22 protein-coding genes are annotated in these 21,130 nt (G+C 33.7%); 15 read left to right on the top strand and 7 right to left on the bottom strand.

All coding sequences use genetic code 11. The features are described from left to right. Nucleotides 1-9 precede the first annotated feature (9 nt). From ACFPH8_RS00575 to ACFPH8_RS00510, 14 genes are all read left to right on the top strand, one after another. Nucleotides 10-255: a hypothetical protein gene (locus ACFPH8_RS00575; protein ID WP_066250464.1), complete on the top strand. Its 246-nt coding sequence runs from the start codon at nucleotides 10-12 to the stop codon at nucleotides 253-255. Further along, entirely contained in the window at nucleotides 245-517 is a 273-nt protein-coding gene (locus tag ACFPH8_RS00570; protein ID WP_376858013.1) for a hypothetical protein, read from the top strand. The genes ACFPH8_RS00575 and ACFPH8_RS00570 overlap by 11 nt, the downstream gene beginning before the upstream one ends. Beyond that, nucleotides 518-1,048, top strand: coding sequence for a DUF1697 domain-containing protein (locus ACFPH8_RS00565; RefSeq protein WP_376858012.1), 531 nt, complete (start codon nucleotides 518-520; stop codon nucleotides 1,046-1,048). Nucleotides 1,049-1,057: 9 nt separating this feature from the next. Then, the gene (locus tag ACFPH8_RS00560) at nucleotides 1,058-2,167 is read left to right on the top strand and encodes a diphosphomevalonate decarboxylase (protein ID WP_376858010.1); all 1,110 of its coding nucleotides are present in this window, start codon (nucleotides 1,058-1,060) and stop codon (nucleotides 2,165-2,167) included. 64 nt (nucleotides 2,168-2,231) lie between these two features. Continuing rightward, complete coding sequence (locus tag ACFPH8_RS00555; protein WP_248395967.1) at nucleotides 2,232-3,161, top strand: mevalonate kinase family protein; 930 nt, start codon at nucleotides 2,232-2,234, stop codon at nucleotides 3,159-3,161. An 11-nt stretch (nucleotides 3,162-3,172) separates the two neighbouring features. Continuing rightward, nucleotides 3,173-4,078: a geranylgeranylglycerol-phosphate geranylgeranyltransferase gene (locus tag ACFPH8_RS00550; protein ID WP_376858008.1), complete on the top strand. Its 906-nt coding sequence runs from the start codon at nucleotides 3,173-3,175 to the stop codon at nucleotides 4,076-4,078. A gap of 94 nt (nucleotides 4,079-4,172) precedes the next feature. Beyond that, nucleotides 4,173-5,048 (top strand): pseudouridine synthase, encoded by an 876-nt coding sequence (locus tag ACFPH8_RS00545; protein ID WP_376858007.1) that lies wholly within the window; start codon nucleotides 4,173-4,175, stop codon nucleotides 5,046-5,048. Between the two features lie 335 nt (nucleotides 5,049-5,383). Beyond that, on the top strand, nucleotides 5,384-6,784 hold the full coding sequence (locus tag ACFPH8_RS00540; RefSeq protein WP_248395959.1) for an arginine decarboxylase: 1,401 nt from the start codon (nucleotides 5,384-5,386) through the stop codon (nucleotides 6,782-6,784). Beyond that, entirely contained in the window at nucleotides 6,774-7,715 is a 942-nt protein-coding gene (speB, locus tag ACFPH8_RS00535) for an agmatinase (protein ID WP_376858005.1), read from the top strand. The genes ACFPH8_RS00540 and speB overlap by 11 nt, the downstream gene beginning before the upstream one ends. Continuing rightward, the gene (locus ACFPH8_RS00530) at nucleotides 7,705-8,679 is read left to right on the top strand and encodes a deoxyhypusine synthase family protein (protein ID WP_376858003.1); all 975 of its coding nucleotides are present in this window, start codon (nucleotides 7,705-7,707) and stop codon (nucleotides 8,677-8,679) included. The genes speB and ACFPH8_RS00530 overlap by 11 nt, the downstream gene beginning before the upstream one ends. 2 nt (nucleotides 8,680-8,681) lie before the next feature. Then, a complete protein-coding gene (locus ACFPH8_RS00525; RefSeq protein ID WP_376858001.1) occupies nucleotides 8,682-10,217 on the top strand; it encodes a bifunctional GNAT family N-acetyltransferase/carbon-nitrogen hydrolase family protein in 1,536 nt (511 codons plus the stop codon). Nucleotides 10,218-10,258: 41 nt separating this feature from the next. Continuing rightward, a complete protein-coding gene (locus ACFPH8_RS00520; protein ID WP_376857999.1) occupies nucleotides 10,259-10,591 on the top strand; it encodes a hypothetical protein in 333 nt (110 codons plus the stop codon). Nucleotides 10,592-10,602: 11 nt separating this feature from the next. Next, nucleotides 10,603-10,833, top strand: coding sequence for a hypothetical protein (locus ACFPH8_RS00515; protein ID WP_066250421.1), 231 nt, complete (start codon nucleotides 10,603-10,605; stop codon nucleotides 10,831-10,833). 172 nt (nucleotides 10,834-11,005) lie between these two features. Then, nucleotides 11,006-11,827 (top strand): head GIN domain-containing protein, encoded by an 822-nt coding sequence (locus ACFPH8_RS00510; protein WP_376857997.1) that lies wholly within the window; start codon nucleotides 11,006-11,008, stop codon nucleotides 11,825-11,827. A gap of 1 nt (nucleotide 11,828) precedes the next feature. Here ACFPH8_RS00510 and ACFPH8_RS00505 read toward each other — a convergent pair whose 3' ends face one another. The 7 genes from ACFPH8_RS00505 to ACFPH8_RS00475 form a co-directional block, all read right to left on the bottom strand. Continuing rightward, entirely contained in the window at nucleotides 11,829-12,575 is a 747-nt protein-coding gene (locus ACFPH8_RS00505; protein WP_376857996.1) for an alpha/beta hydrolase, read from the bottom strand. Between the two features lie 49 nt (nucleotides 12,576-12,624). Beyond that, entirely contained in the window at nucleotides 12,625-14,025 is a 1,401-nt protein-coding gene (locus tag ACFPH8_RS00500; RefSeq protein WP_376857994.1) for an MptA/MptB family glycosyltransferase, read from the bottom strand. Between the two features lie 91 nt (nucleotides 14,026-14,116). Further along, the gene (locus ACFPH8_RS00495) at nucleotides 14,117-14,755 is read right to left on the bottom strand and encodes an SDR family oxidoreductase (protein ID WP_376857992.1); all 639 of its coding nucleotides are present in this window, start codon (nucleotides 14,753-14,755) and stop codon (nucleotides 14,117-14,119) included. 85 nt (nucleotides 14,756-14,840) lie between these two features. Beyond that, a complete protein-coding gene (locus ACFPH8_RS00490; protein WP_376857991.1) occupies nucleotides 14,841-16,325 on the bottom strand; it encodes a cellulose synthase family protein in 1,485 nt (494 codons plus the stop codon). Next, complete coding sequence (locus ACFPH8_RS00485; RefSeq protein WP_376857989.1) at nucleotides 16,322-17,014, bottom strand: glycosyltransferase family 2 protein; 693 nt, start codon at nucleotides 17,012-17,014, stop codon at nucleotides 16,322-16,324. Before ACFPH8_RS00485 ends, ACFPH8_RS00490 begins: the two co-directional genes overlap by 4 nt. Nucleotides 17,015-17,057: 43 nt before the next feature. Beyond that, nucleotides 17,058-18,638, bottom strand: a complete 1,581-nt coding sequence (locus tag ACFPH8_RS00480) for a 4Fe-4S binding protein (protein ID WP_376857988.1) — start codon at nucleotides 18,636-18,638, stop codon at nucleotides 17,058-17,060. Nucleotides 18,639-18,647: 9 nt separating this feature from the next. Then, the gene (locus ACFPH8_RS00475; RefSeq protein ID WP_376857986.1) at nucleotides 18,648-19,997 is read right to left on the bottom strand and encodes an NAD(P)/FAD-dependent oxidoreductase; all 1,350 of its coding nucleotides are present in this window, start codon (nucleotides 19,995-19,997) and stop codon (nucleotides 18,648-18,650) included. Between the two features lie 143 nt (nucleotides 19,998-20,140). On the opposite strand from ACFPH8_RS00475, the gene ACFPH8_RS00470 reads away from it, so the two are divergent. Then, nucleotides 20,141-21,097 carry a glycoside hydrolase family 113 gene (locus tag ACFPH8_RS00470; RefSeq protein WP_376857985.1) on the top strand — a complete coding sequence of 319 codons (957 nt, stop codon included), beginning with the start codon at nucleotides 20,141-20,143 and terminating at the stop codon, nucleotides 21,095-21,097. Nucleotides 21,098-21,130 lie beyond the last annotated feature (33 nt).

Raw genomic sequence — 21,130 nt, 5'->3', positions numbered from 1 at the left:
CTATATATCATGGGAAAGACAAAAAAATTAATTGAACTAGACGATAAAGCCATTGCTATTCTTGAAAAGCAGGCAAAACTTGAAAAGCGTTCCTTGAAAAATTATCTGGAATATATGATAGAAGATACGGCTTTACGTTATAGCGAACCATCAGAAGAATATAAAAAAATGATGGATGATATGATTGAACGTCACGAAAAAGGAACACTTAAAACCTATTCTTGGGAAGAGATAAAGAAAGAATATGGACGTTAAAACTGTTGAGTTTACTGAAGAAGCCAGGCTAGAATTTCATAAAGCAAAATGTTTTATGGAATTCAATGGTTACGAAAATGAGTTTTGGTCAGATGTAAATAGACAAATGGATTTAATATTGGAATTTCCCTATGCTTTTCAAATTCGTTATAAGCACGTTCGTGTGGTGTCTTTACAGAAATTCAATTATTCCATTCATTTTGTGCAAAAACCAGATGGTATTTTAGTTTATAGATTTTTAAATCTAAAACAAGACTATTAAATGACAACTTTTGTCTTGCTTTTAAAAGGGATTAACGTTGGTGGACATAAAAAAATCCCGATGGCTGATTTACGGGATTTATTAACTAAATCTGGGTTTAAAAACGTGAAAACCTATATTCAAAGTGGGAATGTTATTTTAGAATCGGCAGCCAACGATATAGCAGAAATAGAATCGGATATTACGGCGGTTATTTTAAAACATTTCGGTTTTCAGGTTTCAGTTTTAGTTAAAACACGTCATGATTTAGAACGTATTTTTAATTCGAGTCCCTTTTTCGAAGAAAAAAAGAAAGCCAGTTATTTTATCATGCTTCATAAAACACCAGATGCTGATTTAGTGCGCGAAGCTTCCAAAACAGTCTATGAAGGTGAAGCATACCACATTATAAACGACTGTATGTATTTTTATTGTGAAGCCGGTTTTGGGCAGGCGAAATTCAATGTAAGTTTCATCGAACGAAAATTAAATACATTTGCAACCGCTAGAAACTATAACACAATGCTAAAGTTATTATCTTTGTCAGCATAAAATGAGTCGATGACAGAACAACATTTCATTCCGGAAAATTTTTCAGAAACACGTCCAAACGGTCAAGTTGCTTGGGAATCACCTAGTAATATTGCTTTAATTAAATATTGGGGAAAACGTAAAAATCAAATTCCTGAAAACCCTTCTATCAGTTTTACATTAAGTAATTGCAAAACTATTACCACGCTTTCATTTAAAGCGAAAGATACCAATGATACTTTTTCATTTGATGTATTTTTAGAGGGTAACAAAAAAGAAGATTTTAAGCCAAAAATTCAAACCTTTTTTGAACGCGTGGAGCAGTATTTGCCATTTTTAAAAGATTATCATTTTATTATTGAAACCAAAAACACTTTTCCACACAGTTCGGGAATTGCTTCGTCTGCATCTGGTATGAGTGCTTTGGCCTTGTGTTTAATGAGTGTTGAAAAACAAATTATTGAAAAAGATGTCACCTTGAACGTAGTTGAGAGTTCTTATGATGAAAAATACTTTAACCAAAAAGCATCGTTTTTGGCACGTTTAGGATCAGGTTCCGCTTGCCGAAGTATTGAAGGCGATGTAATTGTTTGGGGAGAAACGAACGTCGTGGAAGGAAGTAGCAATTTATTTGGAACAAAATACCCGTATCCAGTTCACGATATATTTAAAGAGTATCAAGACACTATTTTACTCGTTGACAAAGGCGAAAAGCAGGTAAGTAGTACGGTTGGCCACAATTTAATGTATGATCATCCGTATGCGCAAAATCGCTTTCAGCAAGCACATGATAATCTAGAAAAAATGAAAATCATTTTGGAATCAGGCGATTTGGACGCATTCATTGGTTTGGTTGAGAGTGAGGCATTAACGCTTCATGCAATGATGATGACAAGTATGCCGTACTTTATTTTAATGAAGCCTAATACCTTAAAAGTAATAAATGCCATCTGGGATTTCCGTGAAAAAACGGGTTTACCAATTAGTTTTACATTAGATGCAGGTGCTAATGTACATGTGTTATACCCTAAACGCGATGCTGTTCCAATTCTAGAATTTATTAAGAACGAGCTTGTTACATATTGCCAAAACCAGCATTTTATTTCAGACCAAATTGGTTTTGGAGCTACTCAAATATAATTTTATTACGTATCTTTGTTATACGGTTTCTGTATACTGAATGCTGATAACTGAATACTAATTTATGAAAGGACCCCTTTTTTACTCAAAAATATTGCTCTTCGGAGAGTATGGAATCATTAAAGATTCCAAAGGTTTATCTATACCATATAATTTTTATAATGGTGCTTTAAAGGTGGCCGAAAACCCCACAGAATCCTCTATTAAATCTAATTTAAGTTTAAAACGTTTTGCTGATTATTTAGAGCAAATTAATCCAGAATTAGTCACTTTTGATATAGCAACTTTAAAAGCAGATGTGGAAGCAGGCATGTATTTTGATTCGTCCATTCCGCAAGGGTATGGGGTTGGTAGCAGTGGTGCTTTAGTAGCTGCACTTTATGATCAGTATGCACAAAATAAAATCACGGTTTTAGAAAATTTAACACGTGAAAAACTCATTCAATTAAAAACTATTTTTTCTGAAATGGAATCGTTTTTCCATGGTAAGTCTTCGGGTCTCGATCCGTTAAATAGTTATTTAAGTATTCCTATCCTTATCAACTCTAAGGATAATATTGAAGCTACTGGAATTCCGTCGCAAACGGCTGATGGTAAAGGTGCCGTTTTTTTATTAGATAGTGGTGTGGTTGGCGAAACGGCTCCCATGGTACGTATTTTTATGGAGAATATGAAGCAGGAAGGTTTCCGTAATATGCTTAAAAATCAATTCATAAAACATACCGATGCTTGCGTAGACGATTTTTTGAAGGGAGATGTAAAATCACTTTTCAAAAACACCAAGCAATTATCAAAAGTGGTATTGAATCATTTTAAACCAATGATTCCATTGCAATTTCATGAGCTGTGGCAAAAAGGCATTGAAACCAATGAGTATTACTTAAAACTTTGTGGCTCCGGTGGAGGCGGTTATATTTTAGGTTTTACTGAAGATATTGATCAAGCCAAAAAATCACTTTCGGATTATAAATTAGAAGTCGTTTACAACTTCTAAATTTTTCAAACATGTTTTCTCGCAGACAAAAACACATTTTACTAAAATTTTTTAGTCTGTTTTCGGTTATTCGTGGGTATAATATTCTCATTATAATTATTGCGCAATATTTAACCGCTGTTTATATCTTAGCTCATGATTTACCGCTTCGTGAAGTTGTTTTCGACTTATATTTATTTATGCTCGTGCTAGCATCGTCAGCAACTATTGCCGGTGGGTATATTATCAATAGTTTTTACGATTCTGAAAAAGATTTAATAAACAGACCTATTAAGTCTCAACTTGACAGATTAGTAAGCCAAAATACCAAGCTTTCCTTTTACTTTTTATTAAATTTTATTGCCGTCATCATGGCCAGCTATGTGTCCTTTAGAGCGGTCATTTTCTTTTCGCTTTATATTTTTGGAATCTGGTTGTATTCGCATAAACTTAAAAAATTACCTTTTATTGGCAATCTAACATCTGCCATTTTAACTATTACACCATTTTTTGCCATTTTCATTTATTATCGGAATTTTGAAACGGTCATTTTTGTACACGCTACATTTTTGTTTTTAATTATCTCTATGCGCGAATTGACAAAAGATTTAGAAAACATAAAAGGAGATTTGGTTCAAAATTACCATACAATTCCCGTTGTTTACGGCGAAAAAGCATCTAAAATTATGCTAACAGTATTAACATTACTAACCCTTATTCCTAGCTATTTGGTCCTGTATAAATTTGAAATTGGCCATATGTACCTGTTTTTCTATACCTGTATTTTGTTGCTCGTGGTGTTTCTTTTGTTGCTTTGGCTTTCTAAAACAAAAACACACTATCTCATACTTCATAATATTTTGAAGTTTATTATTGTTGCTGGTGTATTTAGTATTCTTCTAATTAATGTGGATTTGGTCCTATCTAGAATATTTTAAGAGACTATATATTCAATGTTTAGCCAATTGAATCTGTAGGTTAATTCATTAAAATGTCAACTATTGTATTACCTTTGCCTAAAATTTAGTAATCATGAGCAGACAGCAAGGAAGTAGCGGAAAAGGAAAATCCGCAGGAAGAGGACAGCAAGACGGAAAAGATAAAGTTTCGGGACGTGGTTCTAACAACGAAAAAAGTAAAAGTTTTGCACGAGGAAACGCGCCAATAAAGCCAAAGGCAACACCTAACAAAAAGAAGGATTCAGGAGAAATCCGATTAAATAAATACATTGCTAATTCAGGAATTTGTTCCCGTCGTGAAGCCGATGAGCATATTGCTATTGGATTGGTAACCGTTAATGGAAAACCTGTTATTGAAATGGGTTATAAAGTGAAATTGGAAGATGATGTTCGTTATGATGGCAGGCGAATTAATCCAGAAAAGAAAGCTTATGTTTTATTAAACAAACCGAAAGGCTTTGCTACCACAACCAGTGAAGGAAAGGGTAGAACAGTTATGGATTTAGTGGCAAATGCTACGGATTCTCGTATAAAGCCTATTGGACGCTTAGGAAGAAATTCCACGGGTTTATTATTGTTTACCAATGATGAGGAGATTGTGAAAAAATTCACGAATTCTAAACATGGTGTACCGCGTTTATTCCAGGTGGAATTAGATAAGAATCTGAAATTCGAAGATTTAAAAAGTATTCAAGAAGGTATAAAAATTGATGGCAAGTTAACACCTGTAGAAGAGATTAGTTATATTGAAGGTCAGAGCAAGAATCTGATTGGTTTAAAAATTAAAAATACAGGAAACACAATTATCCGAACTATTTTTGAACACCTAAATTACGATATCATTAAGATTGATTGTGTGGCTATTGCGCATCTTACCAAGAAAGATATTCCTAGAGGTCATTGGAAACATCTTACAATTCAAGAGATTAACACGCTTAAAATGTTGTAAAACAGTAGGTTGGCGCATTAAAAAAAATAAACAAAAAAAGCCTGAAATTCAAAAAAATATATTTCATTTGCAGAGCATTTAGCTGAACAAATTGAAAACTGTTTTTATTTTCGGGCTTTTGACTTTCAGGAAGTCATTTTCAAAAGCCGCTTACAGATTAAGTAACCGAATTTTAGAGCTAACTTCCGTTTCTTATATTGCTTCAAGCCAACATTTATTTGGCTTTATTCCTACGACTCATCCTCAAATTCAAGTTTGATTATTTTATAATTTAATGTTATATTATCGTTGAAAATAATATCAGTTCGTACCTTTAAATTTTAAACATCAAATTAATGAATACAAAATATATTGATCTAATCAATCAAACCTTTGATTTTCCACAAGAAGAATTTAAACTGGAAGATAAAACACTAGAATTCCATGATGTAGACCTAATGCAACTGGTTGAAGATTATGGAACTCCCTTAAAATTCACCTATTTACCGCAAATATCAAATAATATTCAGCGCGCAAAAGGTTGGTTTGCAAAAGCCATAAAAAATAATAAATATAAAGGCAAGTATAATTATTGCTATTGTACAAAAAGTTCCCACTTTAAACACGTCTTAGATGAAGCGTTAACAAACGACATTCATATTGAAACATCATCTGCTTTCGACATAGACATTGTTGAAAATTTAAAAGTGGAAGGTAAAATTACAGATAAAACCTATGTAATCTGTAATGGTTTTAAACGTTCGCAATATGTAACTAATATTGCTAGACTAATCAATAGTGGACAGAAAAACTGTATTCCAATTATTGATAACTATGAAGAAATAGATTTGCTTTCCGAAGAAATAAAAGGAAAATACAATATTGGTATTCGTATTGCTTCTGAAGAAGAACCAAAATTCGAGTTTTATACGTCTCGTTTAGGGATTGGATATAAAAACATCGTGCCATTTTATAAAAACCAAATTCAAGATAATAAGAAAGTTAAACTTAAAATGTTACACTTTTTTATTAATACAGGAATTCGCGATAACGCCTATTACTGGAATGAGTTGGCAAAGTGTTTAAAGGTTTACACCAGCTTAAAAAAGATTTGTCCAACCTTAGATAGTTTGAATATTGGTGGTGGATTTCCAATAAAAAATTCATTAGCATTTGAATTTGACTACGAGTATATGATTGATGAAATTATCAATCAAATAAATTTAGCATGCGAGAATGAAGATGTAGCCGTTCCAAATATTTTTACAGAGTTTGGAAGTTTTACAGTTGGCGAAAGTGGCGGTGCTATTTATGAAGTCCTTTATCAAAAACAACAAAATGATCGTGAAAAATGGAATATGATTAATTCATCATTTATCACGACCTTACCAGATACTTGGGCAATTAATAAGCGGTTTATTATGTTGCCAATTAACCGTTGGTACGAGAGTTATGAACGTGTGCTATTGGGAGGTTTAACCTGCGATAGTGATGATTACTATAACAGTGAACAACACATGAATGCTATTTATTTACCAAAATATAATAAGGATAAACCGTTGTATATTGGCTTTTTCAATACAGGAGCTTATCAGGAAACCATTGGTGGATTTGGTGGATTGCAGCATTGCTTAATACCATCACCAAAACATGTATTAATTAATAAAGATGCTGATGGAAACATCACCACAAAATTATTTGCGGAACAACAAAAAAGTGAAGACTTACTTAAAATTTTAGGTTACAATGGACAATAAAACGTATGCAGGAATAGAGGAGCAATATTCCAAATTAGATAGCTCAAAAATCGTATTAATATCTGTACCTTATGATGGTACAAGTACATGGCAAAAAGGTGCGGATAAAGGTCCAGAAGCATTTTTAAATGCGTCAGAAAACATGGAGCTTTATGATATTGAAACAGGAACAGAGGTATACAAACAAGGTGTATATTTAGCGAAGCCTATTACTGAAAATTCATCACCAGAAAAAATGGTTGATGCGGTTCATGAAGCAACAAAAAAGTATATTAAACGCAACAAATTTGTTACTGCTTTTGGTGGTGAGCATTCAATTTCTATTGGTACTATTAGAGCATTTAATGAGTGCTTTGATAACCTTACCGTACTGCAATTAGATGCACATGCCGATTTACGTAAAGAATACCATGGCAGTAAATGCAATCACGCGTGTGCGCTTTATGAAGCAAGTCAAACAGCAAATTTAATTCAAGTTGGTATCCGAAGTATGGATGTTATTGAAACTACCGTAATGGATTTTGACAAAACATATTTTGCTCATGATATGGCTGTGGATGATACTTGGATGGATTCAGCAATCGATCAGATGACGGAAAATGTATTTATTACAATAGATTTAGACGCTTTTGATCCGTCTATCATGCCAAGCACAGGAACACCAGAGCCAGGCGGTTTACTATGGTATGAAACACTTGAATTTTTACGTCAAGTTTTTGCGGAAAAAAATGTGGTAGGTTTTGATATTGTGGAATTATGCCCAAATGAAAACGAGCGTTCTTCCGATTTTTTAGCTGCGAAACTCTATTACAAGATGCTGACTTACAAGTTTCTAGATGATGCTGCTGGCGACAGTTTCGATAACAATTTTAATGAATCAAAAGAAAATACAACTAAATTTTCTAAATTTAATGAAGACGATGACAACTAAAGGAGAAATATCAAAATTTATAGAAAAGTACTACTTACATTTTAACGCAGCTGCTTTAGTAGATGCCGCAAAAGGGTATGAGGATCAACTAAATAATGGCGCTAAAATGTTGGTGTCATTAGCTGGAGCTATGAGTACGGCTGAATTAGGTAAAATATTTGCCGAAATGATTCGTCAAGATAAAGTTCAAATTATTTCTTGTACAGGTGCAAACTTGGAGGAAGATATTATGAATTTAGTAGCGCACTCTCATTACAAACGTGTGCCTAATTACCGAGATTTAACACCTCAAGATGAATGGGATTTGTTAGAAAAAGGTCTAAACCGTGTTACGGATACCTGTATTCCTGAAGAGGAAGCATTTAGAAGAATCCAAAAGCATATTGTAAAAATTTGGAAAGATGCAGAAGCCAAAGGTGAGCGTTATTTACCGCATGAATATATGTACAAATTATTACTTTCAGGTGTTTTAGAAGAGCATTATGAAATTGATATCAAAGATTCTTGGATGTATGCAGCAGCCGAAAAAAACCTGCCTATAATCTGCCCAGGATGGGAAGATAGTACTATGGGTAATATTTTTGCAAGCTACGTATTAAAAGGTGAATTGAAAGCCAGCACTATGAAATCTGGTATTGAATACATGACTTTTTTAGCGGATTGGTATACCGATAACTCTGAAAACGGTATCGGTTTCTTCCAAATTGGAGGTGGTATTGCGGGTGATTTCCCAATCTGTGTGGTACCAATGTTGTATCAAGATATGGAACGTCCAGAAACACCATTTTGGAGTTATTTCTGTCAGATTAGTGATTCTACAACTAGTTACGGATCGTATTCAGGAGCTGTTCCTAACGAGAAAATTACTTGGGGGAAATTAGATATTAATACACCGAAATTTATAATTGAAAGTGATGCAACTATTGTTGCACCATTAGTTTTTGCTTACCTGCTTGGGATGTAAATATGAAAACGCAGAAAATTGAAAATATTGAATTAAAGTACCTTACAGTTGACGATTATGAGGAATTAAAATCGGCAACCTTGGAGGCTTATGGAGGCGTTTTAAATTCGTATTGGAAAAAACATCACATAGAAGATTTAACTAGAAAATTTCCGGAAGGTCAAGTCGTAATAAAAATTGATGGAGACATTGCTGGTTGCGCCTTATCCATTATTGTGGATTATGATTCTATTGATGATGAGCATACCTACGAAGATATTATAGCGGGAGAATCTTTTAAAAATCATGATAAAAAGGGTGATGTTTTATACGGAATAGACGTGTTTATAAAACCAAAATACCGTGGATTGCGTTTAGGCAGACGACTTTATGATTACCGTAAAGAAGTGTGCGAAAACTTGAATTTAAAAGGAATTGTTTTTGGTGGTCGTATGCCAAATTACCAGCACCATAAGGATTTAACTCCTAAAGAATATTTTGAAAAAGTAAAACGTAAGGAAATTCATGACCCGGTTTTAAATTTTCAAATTTCTAATGATTTTCATCCCGTTCGTATTTTAAAAGGGTATTTGGAAGGTGATACAGCCTCCAATGAATATGCTGTTTTAATGGAATGGGATAATATTTACTATACCAAACCGAATAAAAAAGCCAGTACCGTTAAAACTATTGTGCGTTTAGGCCTTATTCAATGGCAAATGCGGACCTATACGGGTTTAGACGAACTGATGCAACAAGTGGAGTACTTTGTAGATAGTGTGTCTGCGTATCGTTCAGACTTTGCGGTTTTCCCAGAGTTTTTTAACGCACCACTAATGGCGAAGTTTAACCATATGCATGAGCCAGATGCTATTAGGGAATTGGCAAAGTACACAGAGGTTATTGTAAATAAGTTGAAACAATTATCTATTTCGTATAATATCAATATTATTTCTGGTAGTATGCCCGAATTGGTAGATGATAAATTATATAATGTCGGATATTTATGTCGTCGTGATGGAAGTGCAGAACGATACGAGAAAATTCATGTAACACCAGATGAAGCTAAAGTCTGGGGAATGCAGCGTGGAAATAAATTGCAGACTTTTGAAACAGATTCAGGAAAAATTGGTATTTTAATATGCTATGATTCGGAATTTCCAGAATTATCACGTTTATTGGCAGACGAAGGTATGGATATTTTATTCGTGCCGTTTTTAACGGATACACAAAATGGGTACTCTCGCGTACGGTTATGTTCGCAAGCAAGAGCTATTGAAAACGAATGTTATGTTGCAATTTCAGGGAGTGTCGGTAATTTACCGAACGTGAATAATATGGATATTCAGTATGCGCAATCGGCTGTGTTTACACCTTGCGATTTTTCATTTCCAAGTAACGGAATCAAGGCTGAAGCAACACCAAATACCGAAATGATTCTTGTAGCTGACGTTGATTTGAGCCTGCTACGCGAACTTCATTCGCATGGAGCTGTTAAAAATTTGAAAGACAGACGAAAAGATTTTTATGATGTTGTCAGAATTAATCACAATAAATAGTAACTTTATTTTTTTTAAAAGTATAAATATTTGCCCAAGTAATGAAAAATAGAAATGATAATTTAAAACGCGTAATTGTAGACTTTAAAAAGCTTACACCAGAAATTTTAGCTTTGCTCGTTGAAAAATATCCTGATGGTTATGATGAAGATCAAATTGTTTCCTTCAGAAATGCAAAAAACGAAATCATAGAAGCTGTTGAAGTAACAACTAGTGATACCAAGTATTTAGTAAAAGTTAGTACCAAACTAGCTGTAACTATGGAAAACTATGATGAAGATGATTATGAAGAATTTGATGGTGCAGATCCTGAAGCAGTTCAAGATCCAGAGATTGAAATAGCAGATGAAGACGTTGAAGACGATATTGATTAATTTGTTATAAAATGAGAACTGCAGTTTTTAAATCTTATGAGAATGGTTATTTTATCTTCTGGTTTGATAACGGAGAAGAGCTAGCTTTTGAAGAAGTTCATCCACGTGTATTAAAACAATTCGATTTAAAGAATGATGAGAATTATATTGATCAAGAATTTAAAATAGTTTTTGTTGAAGCGCCTGACCCTTATGATGACGATTTAGTGATTTATAGAGTAGAAAATTTAAAACCACTATAATTTCGTTAATTAATACTTTAAAATTCAGAACTATAAATAGCATTTAAAATAAAAAGCAATTGGTTAATCCAATTGCTTTTTTTAAATAAAAGTGTGTTATTCAGCAAATGGCGTTGCGTTTCATAAATTACCCAATCGTTTTCCTTAACCCTAAATTATACTAAAAAATAAAATGAGAATACTAATATTAATGGTTGCCTGTATGGTAGCCATGACAACAAGTGCCCAAAAAAAACAAAAAATAAAAGGGGATAAAAATGTTGTAGACATATATAAAAATCTAGACCCGTTTTCGCAAATTGAAGTAACCGATGATCTGGAAGTTTTTATCATGCAAACCAGCTCTAATGGTTATCATGTTAAAACAGACTCAAACCTAGTAGATATCATTAAATTAGATGTTATAGATGGTGTTTTAAAAATTTATACGACTCATAAAATAGTGTCAAGCAAAAAAATGGAAATATACGTCACGTTTCAAGATTTGGAGCGTATTCATATAAATCAGAATGCACAAGTAGAAGGTCAAAATAAATTTGAGTTATTAGACTTCACCTTAAACTGTATGGAAAATGCGACTTTTGACCTAGATATAAATACCACTGATTTTTTTGTTCAAATGGATGATTCATCAAGAGGAGAGCTTCAAATTAAAAGTACTAATGCGAAGGCGATACTCAATGATAAGGCTCGGCTAGAGGGCATCATTTCCATAGATAATATGGAACTAACAATTAATAAAAGCGCTTATGCCAAGCTTGAAGGAAATGTAGAAAACCTTAATCTTATGGCTTCAGGATCTGCAGATTTAAAGGGTAAAGATTTAAAAGTTACAGAAGCCGAACTTAATATCTCAAATTCGTCTGAAGTGTATTTGTATGTAAGTAAACATTTAAGTATTTACGCAAGAGGAAAAAGTATTCTTCATATTTTTGGTAGTCCAGAAATTTCAGTGAAAGGATTGAGTGATAAATCTCAAATACTAAAAAAATAAATTAAAGCACTTGTTTTAATTCATCATAATACTGCTTGGTAATGTGCAAACCATTATGACCACCATCCGTAATTGGAAATAATGTAATGTTTCCTGGATTGATTTTTTGTAATTTTTTAGCGTTCGTTTCCGGATGAATCAGAAAATCTCGCGTGCCATAAAATATGGTAATCGGAGCTTTTACCGCGTCAATAAACTGATATGTTGGAATGTCATATTTTATTAAAAAGGTGGGGATTGGAGGCGCAATTTCTTTGGAAATAAGCGTTTTCCACGAATAATAGGGAGCGTTTAATATAAGTTGTTTTGGATTGTTTTTTGAAGCCACATAAGCGGCAATACCAGAACCCAAAGAATAACCCAAAAGAACAATTTGATTTTCTGAATAATCTTTTTTCACATAGTTATAAATGGCTTGGCCATCATTAAATAATTCCTTTGCTTCTGAGTATTCACCATCACTTTTGCCATAACCACGATAATCAAAAAATAAAACATCATACCCATTATTTAGGTATAAAGGTGCGCGTTTTCCCCAATCATGAATAGCACCCGCATTGCCGTGAAAATAGATAATAACACCTTTTTTTGTTTGTTCAGTTTTAAACAATAGTGCGTTTAACGAAACGGTTTCTGTAACAGGAATATTCAGTTCTTCAAAAGATTCTTTAAAGGTAAAGGTGTAATTTTTTTCTAAATGCTTCGGATTAAAAAAGAAACGTTCCTGCTTGAAATAAACAAAAATCAAAGACAAAATGTACAAGCCAAACAATACGGCAATTATGCGAAGAAATCGTCTAAAAAGTTTTGGAAAATTCAGTGTCAAGCGGTTTTGATTTAAAAATGTCGTGCAAAAATACACTAAAAACCACTACATATTCAAATGCTATGATCCAGATGTTTTCAGAATTGCTGGAATTGGAATAGGCTAAATAGCTGAAAATAATCATAAAACTCCAGACTATAGGAAACTTGTAATCTGTAAATACGGCAAGCAAAACTAATGTAGCTACATACCAAGGATGAACCGTTGTAGCCGTAAAGTAATACATGCTTAAAGCGATAAGCATCGCTGCTATAAGTTGTGTTGTTTTCTTTGGTTTTTTATAAATAGCCATGCCAATAATAAATAAAAATATAAAAAGAGCCGTTAGTTTTCCAATAATAGCTATCTGATTATAACCGGAAATCCAATATCCAATTGCCCTTAAAATGTAATAAACACTGGCGTTAAACTCAAAATTCTGAAACCATAAAGCAATGGTATGCGTGTAATTAGTCAGGAACTCGGTTGAATAAAACGGTAAAAACAAACAGGCCGTTGTTAACCCAACAATGCCATAAAATGATAGTAGTTTTAGTATGTCAACTTTATATGATTCCGTTGTTTCAGAAGCCATTAAAACATCCTTTCTAAACCATCTAAAAAATAATGGCAGGAATAACAATGGTATTAATTTAACCGAAACAGAACAGGCAAAAACGACAGCTGCCCATTGCCATTTACTTTTTTCTAACAAATACAAACTCCAAATTAAGAAGAATAACATGACACCTTCAAAATGAAGATTTCCTGTCAATTCAATAATAATAAATGGATTTAAAATATACCAGAATATTACATGTTCTGGAAGCTTAAATCGAATTAATAATTTTCTCCCGAAGTAGAGAATTCCAAAATCAGCAGCAATAATAATCAGTCGTAAAACAACAACCGAACCCAAAATGTTTTTACCACTTAATAAACCTGCTATAACAAAACACAGTTGATTGAGAGGCGGATAATTGGTAAAGTGGCTGGCGTTCAATAAACCCATGCCATTATAAAGTTCCTGCGCTTGAGCTACGGGAAATATGCTCATAGAAATAAACGATTCCGGTGTATATAAATACGGATTAAAACCTTCTAAAATCATGCGTCCATCCCAAATAAATCGGTAAAAATCCTGTGATAAATTCGGTATGGCTAAAATAAAAACGGCTCTAAATCCAAAGGCTATCCAAGTTAGGTATTGGATATTATGTTTAGTAAGCTGAATAAGTTTATAAAAAACCGCAAATAATGCTGCATATAGCATGAGTAGTTTTGTAGTGTCTGTTCGCGTTAAATCATAGGCAAAAGCCCAATAAAAAAGCAAACTGGATAGAGCCAGAAGCAATTGAAATTTATAGACCTGTAAAAAGTTGGAAATTTGCATGGGTTAAATATACAGCTTCAGATCTTTTATAAATAAAAAAACAACCACTGTGGTGATTGCTTTTTGATGTCAATTTTTAAAAGGATTAATGTTACATTTTTGAAACTTTATTCAAGGCATCGGCAATGAGTGTGTTGCCTTTAATAATTTCAAATGTAGCCTTATTTGCAACGTCGTCATTTAATGTTCTTACTAAAGTTTGCGCCACATCATTTCGGCTTATTTCTCCCTGCTTGTTCAGTTTCGATTCTAATTCTATTTTATTGCTCAATTCTCCATCTGTTAAGGCACCTGGTCTAACAATACTATAATTCAAACCACTTTTAATTAAATGGTTGTCTGCATTCTGTTTCGCTTTTAAATAATCTTTTAATTCTGAAACAGATTCGGGATTATCCGCACCCATGGAACTTAACATCACAAATTTTCTAATGTTATTCTGTTTAGAAGCATCAATAAGCTTTTTAGCACCTTCTTGATCTACTGCAACGACATTTTTTCCACCAGAACCAGCGGCAAATATAACTTTATCAATTGGTGTTTTAAACGCAGGCGTAACGTCCTGTTCTAAATCGGCTAGAATGGTGTCAACATTTTTCGATTTAAAAAAAGGAATCTGCTCTTCTTTCCTAACCATTGCAATCGGGTTAAAATATTGAGATTCACTTAAAAGATTAACTATTTTTTTTCCTGTGGTACCATGAGCACCTGCTACTAAAATATTTTCCATACTTTAATATAACCCGAAAAGCTAGTAATTACAAGGAATTGAAGCGGTTTAACGTAAGTTTAATACTATTGCCTAGCCAACGTGATTAATTTCTTAAAGACTTCAAAAACACATAACCGAAACCTAAAAATAGCATAAGATGAAATGGGAATAATCCAAAATCGCCTTTGTGATTTCCCACAATAAATGCACTGTACATGCCGAAGGCAAAGTAGAGTGTAAGTAGACCTTCAAAAATAACGTTTGTTGAAATTCTCTTTTTAAGATAAATATTATCTTTCCAAGAACTCTTATCGGTATTGATATTGAATTTTGGAGTACGAATAAAATCACTTCGCTTTCTGAAATGCCCTTCTATTACAGCTATGGTATTATGTAAAGAAAACCCCATAGCAATTGCGAAGAAACTAAAAAACATACCAATAAATCCAACAAAATTTTTAAATCCAGAACCATGTATGCGTTTATACATAAACCAATAACAAATGAAGAAAATTATTGAGCTTACCACAAAAAAGCTAGTGGCATAAAAGTACATTTTAAGCGTATCATTTTCATGTTTAAGATAAAGCATAGGAACGCTTAATATGGCAACAATTAAAATGTTTAAAAACATGGTACTATTTAATAAATGCAAAATACCATGCATTTTGGTTTTAGCAGATATGCCATTGTTCTTTACTATTTTAAAGAACATTTTCTGAAAATTTTCGGCCCCACCTTTATTCCACCTAAATTGTTGTGATCGTGCTGCACTAATTATAATAGGGAGTTCAGCAGGTGTTACAACATCTTCTAAATACTTAAGTTTCCAGCCTTTTAATTGCGCACGATAGCTTAAATCCAAATCTTCGGTTAGGGTATCGCCTTCCCAATTGCCAGCATCAAGAATGCATGTTTTACGCCAAACACCGGCCGTTCCATTAAAATTTATAAAATGGTTTTTCGTGTTTCGTCCCGTTTGTTCTAAAGTGAAATGCGTATCTAAAGCAAAAGCTTGAATTTTAGTAAGAATAGAATAATCCCGATTTATATGTCCCCAACGGGTTTGAACAACACCAATGTTATTATCCTTAAAATGCGGAATGGTTTGCAAGAGCCAATCGGATTTCGGTAAAAAGTCGGCATCAAAAATGGCAATAAATTCTCCCTTGGCAGTTTCTAATCCAGCTTTTAATGCGCCAGCTTTAAAACCGGTTCTGTCCGTTCTATGAATGTATTTAATATCCAGACCTGTTTGCTGTAATTCACTAATTTTTGTATGAATTATTTGAATCGATTTATCCGTAGAATCATCTAACACTTGAATTTCTAATTTATCTTGCGGATAATCTATTTTCGAAATATTTTCCAACAAGCGCTCTACTACATACAATTCATTGTAAAGTGGTAATTGAATTGTTATTAGAGGGATTTCTGAAGGATTTTTAAAATTGAATTTAGGTGTATTATCAATCTTCTTTTTTGCTGATAAATAATTGAACAATAGATTTAGTTGCGCCAAAGCATACATGAATATAAGAAGCAATGCCAACGTGTAAATAGTTATGATGATGCCTTCAATAATCATTTTTTAAAACCGTATTTAAAAATCCACCCCAAAATTTTAAAGCCTGCAAAAACAGCACCTTTAACTGTTCCAGATACTTTAGAAACGCCAATTCTGTTTCTGTAATTTACAGGGATTTCTGTATAAGAAATTTTTTGTTTTAATACTTTTAGTTGCATTTCTACTGTCCAACCATAGGTTTTATCTTGCATGTTTAAAGCCAATAATTGCTTGTATTTAATAGCGCGAAATGGCCCTAAATCCGTGAATTTCGACTTAAACATAAAACGCATTAAGGTGGTGGCTAGCCAATTTCCAAAAATTTGAGGTATGGTCATAGACCCTTTCTCACGTAGCGTTTTCACACGAGCTCCAATTACAAAGTCGACTTTGTTATCAAGTATAGGTTGAATTATTTTAGTGAGTTCTTCCGGGTAATCACTATAGTCGCCATCAAGGAATACAATAATATCGGGTTTTTCATTTTGTTCAGCAACATAAGCCATACCTTTTAAACAGGCATAACCGTAGCCTTTTCTGCTTTCGCTTAACACCGTTGCTCCAGCGTTTCTAGCATTTTCTATCGTAGCATCCGTTGAGTTATTGCTCACCACAATAATTTCGTTTACTAATGCTGGAATATCTCCAATGACTAGCGGAATGGAATCAGCTTCATTATAAGCAGGAATAATGACTTTTATATGGGGCATTTGCTGTTTTGTTTCAGGGGACAAAAGTACGATAGTTTTATATTTATTTCTGATTCAGTAAATCCATTAAATCAACATCATTTCCTAAAAGAATTTCAGTTGGATTAATACGTCCGTTTTCTGGACCATTCTCCAATTTTAAAACGCCCCTTGGGCAAACGGCAGCGCAAATACCACAACCAACACAGCTAGATCGTATTATATTTTCACCTTTTTGGGCATAAGCTCTAACATCAATACCTTGTTCACAATAGGTGGAGCAATTACCACAGGAAATACATTGTCCACCATTGGTTGTAATTCTAAATCGGGATTTAAAACGTTGAACAAATCCTAAGTACGCAGCTAATGGACAGCCAAATCTACACCAAACACGATTTCCAAAAATAGGGTAGAACCCTGTTCCTATAACTCCGGCGAAAATAGCGCCAATTAAAAAGCCGTAAATATCTTGTATGGTTTGTGTTTTTATTCCTAAAACAGCATCCGCTCCTGAAAAATAGGAATAGAGTGTAAACCCCGTCATAACAAGTGCAAATACTAAAACACCATGCACTAGCCAGCGTTCTACTTGCCATGCTTTTAGTGATTTATCAGATAATTGACGATACGGATCGCCTAAAGTCTCTGCTAAACCACCGCATCCGCATACCCACGAGCAGTACCAGCGTTTACCGAAAAAGTAAACCATAACGGGAACAACAACAACGGTTAAAACAATACCCCAAACTAGGATAAATAGGCCAAAACCACCACTTTCTATTAGTTGATTTAAATTCCAACTGAAAAAGAAATCGTAATCGAGAGGGAAGGCATTTTTAAAATCATACCAAGGCTTTTCAAAACGAACCAAAATTTCTGGAATCAAAAATGCAAATACAATCTGAAAAAAAAGCACCGAAGTAGTTCGTAGTATTTGATATTTATTATGACGGTATTTAATATACATGCGGACAGCCATAACCGTCATAACCGTAGAATACAGAAACCCGTAAAGAAACCATTGACTCGCTAAATTACCACTTAACGCCATGCTAAAGGGGTCAACTATGTACGTCCAATTAACGATGAAGTCTGGATAGAAATATAGTAGAACATAAAAACTGACTAGAAAAATAAATACAAACCAACCAATCCAACCTCTACTAGTTGAAGCATGGTGGTAAATACCATTATTTTTAATGCCAGGACGACCAAGTGTTACAACTTGAGGAATAATAAAGAGTAAGGCACCAAGAATACCCAAACCAAAGGTGAGGATCCAAAATAGCATTTTATTGTCTTTTATTATGCCATTTCCTGAAGATTTGGCAAGCTCATAAGAAAAGCTATGTGGTTTAGTCCATATAACTTTATCCCATTCACTGTTTTCTTTGTGAGTGGTATTTGCGCTTTCTAAAGCCGTTGTTACTTTTGAAGAAAATGAAAAAGGATTAGAAAACTCGTTCCCAACCACATTAGTATTCATATCATTTATAAATAGTTCGCTTTTTATTCCTTTATTCGTAACAACCTCGTCAAAGACATCTTGTGAAAGTTCATATTTCCCTAAAAATATTAAGGAAATAAAGATGGCAAGTCCAGTTAAAAATAAACCAAGCCCTATATATTGTATTTGTTTCATTTGATGTATTTAGGAGGTTTGAAAAATACGTTTCCAACTCTTCTTCTTTAATTGGATGGTTGTATTATGGTCGTTATTAAATTTTTGGATAATTGTTTTTTCATGAAGTTTATAAAACTCCGGATCAAAATTAGCATCAGCTAGATGTGCTAAAACATATTCTATAGACCGATTTTCAGATAAAACCCGATCGAAAAACTCATGGCGCATGCGAATTCCAAAATTGTTTATTCCTAGAAATTGCCGTGATTCTTTATGAAATGCTATGGTAATACATTTGGTGTCGTCGGGATGTTTCCAATGAAAATGCACTTCATGGTCTGGTTGCTCCTTTTTACCATGAACCCAACCATACGTTTGATATTCAATATCAAAAAATTTAGCCGAATTAAACCAATGACCAGGTTTATATTCCAAGCGATTATTACAAATAGTCTGGGCAACAACTTCACCCATCATACGTCCTGTGTACCAAACGGCTTCAATGGGTCTGCGGTTTCCAATAGCTTCATGTTGCTCCGCACAATCGCCTATAGCATAAATATCAGGAATATTGGTTTCTAAAAACCGATTTACTAAAACACCACGATTAATGGCTATTCCAGAATCTTTTATAAAATTAATATTGGGTGAAACGCCAGCCGTTAACCCCACAACATTACAAGGAATTTCTTCCTCTGTTTCTTCTAAAATGACTGATTTTACGTTTCCGTTTTCATCTGAAATTATTTCTTTAAGGTTAGAAGCTAATCTTAAATCGATACCGTTTCTAGTTATTTCACGATTAACCATTTCAGATTCACCTTCTGGTAAAACGCCGTTCCAAAAACTGGTTTCGCGTACTAAAAATGTTACAGGAATATGTCGTGAATGAAGCATTTCAGCTAATTCAATCCCAATTAATCCACCACCAACAATTACGGCTCGCTTGCAACTTTTATTATCTGGTGCGTACACTTCTAAATTGTCTAAATCTTGTTTGCTATACAAGCCTTGGACGCCGTTCAAATCCTGTCCAGGCCAACCAAATTTATTAGGCTTGCTCCCGGTAGCTAGTATCAGTTGGTCATACTTTAATAAGTCTCCTTTTTCAAAATGAAGTGTTTTACTTGAGGTGTCAATTTGATTGACAAATCCCGATTTGAGTTCAATACGATTCTTTTCCCAAAACCAATCTTCATAAGGTTTGGTGTGCTCATATGTCATGTGTCCCATGTAAATATACATCAAGGCTGTACGTGAGAAAAAGTGGTCGGTTTCTGCTGATACTATTGTAATTTTTTTATCTGATAATTTCCGAATATGTCTAGCTGCTGTTACGCCAGAAATACCGTTTCCAATTATTACAACGTGTTCCATATATTGATTTCTTGTTGGGTTTGTCGAAGGTTTTTACTGAAACTTAAGGTTCTTTGTGCAATTTGTTTAAATTTAATCATAATTAAGTAGTTATGACAAGGTATTTAACGTGGTTTTTAGTTTTTATACTCTCTTCATGTAGTATGACTACGAAGAAAGATGTCAAAATAAATGGTGTTAGCTTTGTGGCATCTCGTGATAGTATTTCTAATAAAAATATCCTACCCGTTTTAAATGTAAATGCCAACTATACGGCTATTATGCCGTTTGGGTTTATTAAAAGCTTGGAACATCCTGAAATAATTTATAATACAGATAGACAATGGTTTGGTGAAACTAAAGCTGGCGTTTCACAATATATTGATGTTTTACAGAAAGCAAATATTGAAATCATGATAAAACCACAAATTTGGGTTTGGCATGGTGAATTTACAGGGCATATTAAAATGCCTAATGAAGCTGCTTGGTTAGAATTGGAACAAACCTACTCGCGCTTTATTTTGGATTTTGCTAAACTAGCTCAAGAAAAACAGGTTGCTATATTTTGTATTGGTACCGAATTGGAACAGTTTGTAGCGCACAGACCTGAATATTGGCAAGAATTAATTATGAATATTCGTGCTGTTTATGATGGGAAACTAACATACGCTGCTAATTGGGATGAATACAAACGCACACCATTATGGAGCGATTTGGATTATATTGGCGTGGATGCCTATTTTCCAATTAGTGATAAAAAAACACCCAATGTAGATGATGCTATTGCAGGTTGGCAAGCGCATACAATAGAAATGAAGGCAATTTCTGAAACCTTTGACAAACCCATACTATTTACCGAATTTGGCTACCGAAGTACAGATTATACCGGAAAAGAACCTTGGGTTAGCGATTATAAAATAACGGCGTTAAATTTTGAGGGACAAACCAATACAACCCAAGCTTTATTTGATGTATTCTGGAAAGAACCTTGGTTTGCAGGTGGTTTTGTTTGGAAATGGTTTCATAATCATGAAGAAAGTGGCGGTGAAACAGATAATCAATTTACACCTCAAAATAAACCCGTTGAAGCTGTTATTAGAGACTACTATAAAAGACAATAAATCGGGAATAGGATCGTGCCGCATCCCGATTCA

The organism is Bizionia hallyeonensis, from assembly GCF_042657385.1.
GTDB classification, from domain to species: domain Bacteria; phylum Bacteroidota; class Bacteroidia; order Flavobacteriales; family Flavobacteriaceae; genus Algorimicrobium; species Algorimicrobium hallyeonense.
The sequence above is the reverse complement of the archived record's forward strand: the minus strand, read 5'-3'. Positions and strand labels throughout refer to the sequence as shown.

Bases quoted from the DNA above. Each gene is read 5' to 3' on its own strand.
- ACFPH8_RS00530 (WP_376858003.1), top strand. From the start codon at position 7,705: ATGACAACTAAAGGAGAAATATCAAAATTTATAGAAAAGTACTACTTA.
- ACFPH8_RS00475 (WP_376857986.1), bottom strand. From the start codon at position 19,997: ATGGAACACGTTGTAATAATTGGAAACGGTATTTCTGGCGTAACAGCA.
- ACFPH8_RS00555 (WP_248395967.1), top strand. From the start codon at position 2,232: ATGAAAGGACCCCTTTTTTACTCAAAAATATTGCTCTTCGGAGAGTAT.
- ACFPH8_RS00575 (WP_066250464.1), top strand. From the start codon at position 10: ATGGGAAAGACAAAAAAATTAATTGAACTAGACGATAAAGCCATTGCT.
- ACFPH8_RS00490 (WP_376857991.1), bottom strand. From the start codon at position 16,325: ATGATTATTGAAGGCATCATCATAACTATTTACACGTTGGCATTGCTT.
- ACFPH8_RS00495 (WP_376857992.1), bottom strand. From the start codon at position 14,755: ATGGAAAATATTTTAGTAGCAGGTGCTCATGGTACCACAGGAAAAAAA.
- ACFPH8_RS00540 (WP_248395959.1), top strand. From the start codon at position 5,384: ATGAATACAAAATATATTGATCTAATCAATCAAACCTTTGATTTTCCA.
- ACFPH8_RS00470 (WP_376857985.1), top strand. From the start codon at position 20,141: ATGACTACGAAGAAAGATGTCAAAATAAATGGTGTTAGCTTTGTGGCA.
- ACFPH8_RS00570 (WP_376858013.1), top strand. From the start codon at position 245: ATGGACGTTAAAACTGTTGAGTTTACTGAAGAAGCCAGGCTAGAATTT.
- ACFPH8_RS00545 (WP_376858007.1), top strand. From the start codon at position 4,173: ATGAGCAGACAGCAAGGAAGTAGCGGAAAAGGAAAATCCGCAGGAAGA.
- ACFPH8_RS00560 (WP_376858010.1), top strand. From the start codon at position 1,058: ATGACAGAACAACATTTCATTCCGGAAAATTTTTCAGAAACACGTCCA.
- ACFPH8_RS00500 (WP_376857994.1), bottom strand. From the start codon at position 14,025: ATGCAAATTTCCAACTTTTTACAGGTCTATAAATTTCAATTGCTTCTG.
- ACFPH8_RS00510 (WP_376857997.1), top strand. From the start codon at position 11,006: ATGAGAATACTAATATTAATGGTTGCCTGTATGGTAGCCATGACAACA.
- ACFPH8_RS00520 (WP_376857999.1), top strand. From the start codon at position 10,259: ATGAAAAATAGAAATGATAATTTAAAACGCGTAATTGTAGACTTTAAA.
- ACFPH8_RS00480 (WP_376857988.1), bottom strand. From the start codon at position 18,638: ATGAAACAAATACAATATATAGGGCTTGGTTTATTTTTAACTGGACTT.
- ACFPH8_RS00525 (WP_376858001.1), top strand. From the start codon at position 8,682: ATGAAAACGCAGAAAATTGAAAATATTGAATTAAAGTACCTTACAGTT.
- ACFPH8_RS00550 (WP_376858008.1), top strand. From the start codon at position 3,173: ATGTTTTCTCGCAGACAAAAACACATTTTACTAAAATTTTTTAGTCTG.
- speB (WP_376858005.1), top strand. From the start codon at position 6,774: ATGGACAATAAAACGTATGCAGGAATAGAGGAGCAATATTCCAAATTA.
- ACFPH8_RS00515 (WP_066250421.1), top strand. From the start codon at position 10,603: ATGAGAACTGCAGTTTTTAAATCTTATGAGAATGGTTATTTTATCTTC.
- ACFPH8_RS00485 (WP_376857989.1), bottom strand. From the start codon at position 17,014: ATGCCCCATATAAAAGTCATTATTCCTGCTTATAATGAAGCTGATTCC.
- ACFPH8_RS00565 (WP_376858012.1), top strand. From the start codon at position 518: ATGACAACTTTTGTCTTGCTTTTAAAAGGGATTAACGTTGGTGGACAT.